This window comes from Streptomyces javensis (assembly GCF_039525925.1).
GTDB lineage: Bacteria > Actinomycetota > Actinomycetes > Streptomycetales > Streptomycetaceae > Streptomyces > Streptomyces asiaticus.
On the sequence record NZ_BAAAIF010000193.1, the window covers coordinates 1 to 3,958 of the forward strand.

Consider the following 3,958-nt stretch of genomic DNA (forward strand, 5'->3'; position numbering starts at 1 on the left):
GACGCCCGGACGCCACCGCATCCGACAACCGCTCCAACACCACCAACCCCGCACCCTCAGAAAACCCCGTCCCATCCGCACCCTCACCAAACGACTTGCACCGACCATCGACCGCCAACCCCCGCTGCCGCGAAAACTCCACGAAGGCGGCGGGCGTGAACATCTGCGTCGCTCCGCCGGCGACCGCGAGATCGCACTCCCCGCGGCGCAGGGACTCGCCCGCCAGGTGCAACGCCACCAGCGAGGACGAGCATGTGGTGTCGAGGGTCATGGCGGGCCCTTCCAGGCCCAGGGTGTAGGCGATGCGGCCGGAGGCGACGCCACCGGAGTTGCCGGTGCCGAGGTATCCCTCCAGCTCGTCGGGGACGCTGGTGAGGCGGTCGACGTAGTTGTGGTACATGACCCCGGTGAACACGCCGGTCCGGCTGCCGCGCAGCGAGTCCGGGGCGATGCCCGACCGTTCCAGGGCCTCCCAGGCCAGTTCCAGGAGCACACGGTGTTGCGGGTCGGTGGCCAGCGCCTCCCTGGGCGAGATGCCGAAGTGCTCGGCGTCGAACCAGTCGCCGTCGGTGAGGAAACCACCGTGTCCCGCGTAGGACTTGCCACGGCTCGCGGGGTCGTCGTCCAGGAGCCCGTCCAGGGTCCAGCCCCGGTCGGTGGGCAGCGGTGTGATGGCGTCGCGCTCGTCGGCGACGAGTTGCCACAGCTCCTCGGGTGAGCTGATCCCGCCGGGGTACCGGCAGGCCATGCCCACGATGGCGAGGGGCTCGCGTGCGGCCGACTCGTGCTCCTTCAGGCGCTTGCGGGCCTCGTGTAGTTCGGCCGTGACCCAGCGCAGGTGGTTGAGCAGTTCATCCTCGTTCGGCATAAGCGGGAGATCTCCGTGAGACGGGTCTGAGGGGGCGGGGAACGGCTCTACTTCATGCCGAGCTCGTTGTGGATGAAGTCGAAGAGTTCGTCGGCGCCGGCATCCCGCAGCCGCGCGGTGGAATGCCGGTCCTCGGTGTTGCCGCGCGCGTGCAGCTTCGCCACGCGGTCGGCCAGGGCGGTGCGCAGCGCCTCGTCGGTCGAGGGCGCGGCGAGTACCGATTCGAGGTGGTCCAGGGCGGCCAGCAGCGCCTCTTCGGGGCTGGTGGCCGAGGCCAGTTCCGCGGCCAGTTTCCCGGCGAGTGCCTCGGGGGTCGGAAAGTCGAAGGTCGTGGTGGCCGGCAGCCGCAGACCGGTGATGGTGTTGAGCCGGTTGCGCAGCTCGACGGCCGTGAGGGAGTCGAACCCGGACTTCAGGAACGGCTGCCGCGGGTCGATCTCCTCACGCCCGGCGAACCCGAGGATCGCCGCGGCCTGCTCGCGCACCAGCTTCAGCAGTTCGCGTCCGCGCTCGGCGGGGCCCAGCGCGGCCACGCGCGCGGCGAAGTCCGGCTCGGCGACCACGGCGGCGGCCACCGGTCGCACCGGGCCACGGGCGACCGGCGCCATCCTGACCGGCACGGCCACCGGGTCGGTGCCGGCCAGCGCACGGTCGAACAGCGCGAGGCCCTCGGCCGTGGACAGGGCGCCGACCGTGGCCCCGCGGCGGGTGGCCTTGACCGGGGCGGTCAGCGATGTCGTCTGCTCCCACAGGCCCCAGGCGAGGGAGTGCCCGGCGAGGCCGGCCGCCTGCCGCTGGGTGGCCAGTGCGTCGAGGAAGGCGTTGGCCGCCGCGTAGTTCGCCTGCCCCGGGGAGCCGAGGATTCCGGCCGCCGAGGAGAACAAGGCGAACAGCCGCAGGTCCATGCCCTCGGTGAGCTCGTGCAGATGCAGCGCTCCGTGGACCTTCGGTGCGGCGACGGTGCGCAGCCGGTCGGGGGTCAGCGAGGTGATGGCACCGTCGTCCAGTACGGCCGCGGCGTGCACGACACCGGCGAGCGGGAACTCCTCGATGCCCTCGAGCACCGCGCGGACCTGGTCCCGGTCGGCGACATCGCAGGCGACCGCCTCGGCCCGGGCGCCCAGTTCCCCCAGTTCGGCGATCAGCTCGGCCGCGCCGTCGGCCCGCGGTCCGGACCGGCTGACGAGTACGAGGTGGCGGACCCCGTGCCGCATGGCCAGATGGCGCGCCACCAGGGCGCCGAGGCCGCTGGTTCCACCGGTCACCAGGACCGTTCCGTCGGACGGAATCCGCGGGAGGTCACCGTCGCCCCGTGCGCTCACCAGCCGGGGGGCCAGGATCACGCCGCGGCGCAGGGCGAGTTGTGGCTCACCGGTCGCGAGAGCGGCGCAGAGGGCGTCGTCGGACCCGTCGTCGATGTCGACGATGACCAACCGCCCGGGGTGTTCGGCCTGCGCCGAGCGCACCAGTCCCCACACGGGTGCCTGGCAGAGGGCGGAGACCGGGTCGTCGGGTCCGGTCGAGACCGCGCCACGCGTCAGCACGACCAGCCGGGAGTCCGGCCGTCCCTCGTGCCGCAGCCACTCCTGGACGGCCTCCAGCACCTGGTTCGCCACCTCGACCGGCGAGTCCGCCACCTCGCACTCGTACCGCACGGTGGGGCCTGGTTCGACGGCCGGCGGGCCGGCTTCCACGGGTGTCCACTCCAGGCGGGAGAGCAGACCGGCCAGCGGGGGATCGAGCTGGTCGGCGCCGAGCGTGCGGGAGCGCACCCGGTCCACGGTGACCACGGGCGCGTTCGCCGGATCGGTGGCCAGCACCGAGATGTCCCCGGCCTGTGTCGCGGCGACGCGTACGCGCAACGACCGGGCCCCCGAGGCGTGCACGGAGATCCCCGACCAGGCGAAGGGGAGGGAGGTGCGGCCGGGCTCAGCCGCCGCGAAGGCCATCACCTGAAGTGCGGAGTCGAGCAGCGCGGGGTGCAGTACGAACGCGGTCTCCGGCACCTCGTCCGGCAGCGCCACCTCGGCGTAGTACGCGTCCGCTGACCGCCACATGGCCCGCACACCGCGGAAGGCCGGTCCATAGTCCAGGCCGTTGTCCTCCAGGGTCTCGTAGAACCGTTCGATGTCCACCGCTTCCGCCGGTTCCGGCGGCCAGCTCCGCCAGACCGGCGCCTCGCCCGGCCGGTCGGTGACGACGGCGCTCGCGTGGTGGGTCCAGTCCGATCCGGCCGTCCGGGAGTGGATCTGGACGTGACCCTCGGTGGCGACCGTCACCTGCACATCCACCCGCCCGTCCGCCGGGATGACCAGCGGCGTGTGGAGGGTGAGTTCCTCGACGGCCGGGCGGCCCAGCTCGTCGCCCGCCCGGACGACCAGCTCGACGAAGGCGGCCCCGGGAAGGATCACCGAGCCGCGCACTGTGTGGTCGGCCAGCCATGGATGCGAGGCGAGCGACAGCGACCCGGACAGTACGACCTCGCCGGATGCCGCCATGTCGGCCTTCGCGCCGAGCAGTGCGTGGTCCACCGGTGCCAGACCGACCGCGGACACCTCACCACGGGCGGAGCCACCGTCCAGCCAGAACCGTTCTTCGGCGAACGGATAGGTGGGGAGGTCCACCTGCCGGACGCCGGTGGGGTGCGCCGCGCTCCAGTCCACGTCGACTCCGAGGGCACAGGCTTGCGCCGCGGCCCGCAGCATCTGCGCCATGCCACCGGACTGCCTGCGCAGCGTGCCCACGACGGCGATCTCGGCGTCTACGGCGGTCTGTTCGACGGCCGTGGTCAGCACCGGGTGGGGACTGGGCTCGACGAACGCACCGAAGCCGTCGGCCAGCAGGGCCGACACCGCTCCCTGGAAGTCCACCGGCTGCCGCAGATTGGTGTACCAGTACTCCGCGTCCATGGTCGACCCGTCGATCGGGCCACCCGTCACCGAGCTGTAGACGGGGACCGTGCTCGCGCCGGGGGTGATCGGTGCCAGGGCCTTCAGCAGCTCCTCGCGAAGGTCCTGGACCGCCGGGGAGTGCGAGGCGTAGTCCACCGCGATCCGACGGGCCCGCGGCTCCCGCTCCACCAGGGCCGCC

The 3,958-nt window shown here is 72.6% G+C and carries 2 protein-coding genes; both read right to left on the reverse strand.

Annotated elements, in window-relative coordinates:
• Positions 1–868: beta-ketoacyl synthase N-terminal-like domain-containing protein (locus ABD329_RS47420; RefSeq protein WP_344318213.1), on the reverse strand; the 868-nt coding region annotated here is incomplete at its 3' end.
• A 47-nt stretch (positions 869–915) separates the two neighbouring features.
• Positions 916–3,958 (reverse strand): type I polyketide synthase (locus ABD329_RS47425; RefSeq protein ID WP_344318215.1); only part of this gene is annotated, 3,043 nt, incomplete at its 5' end.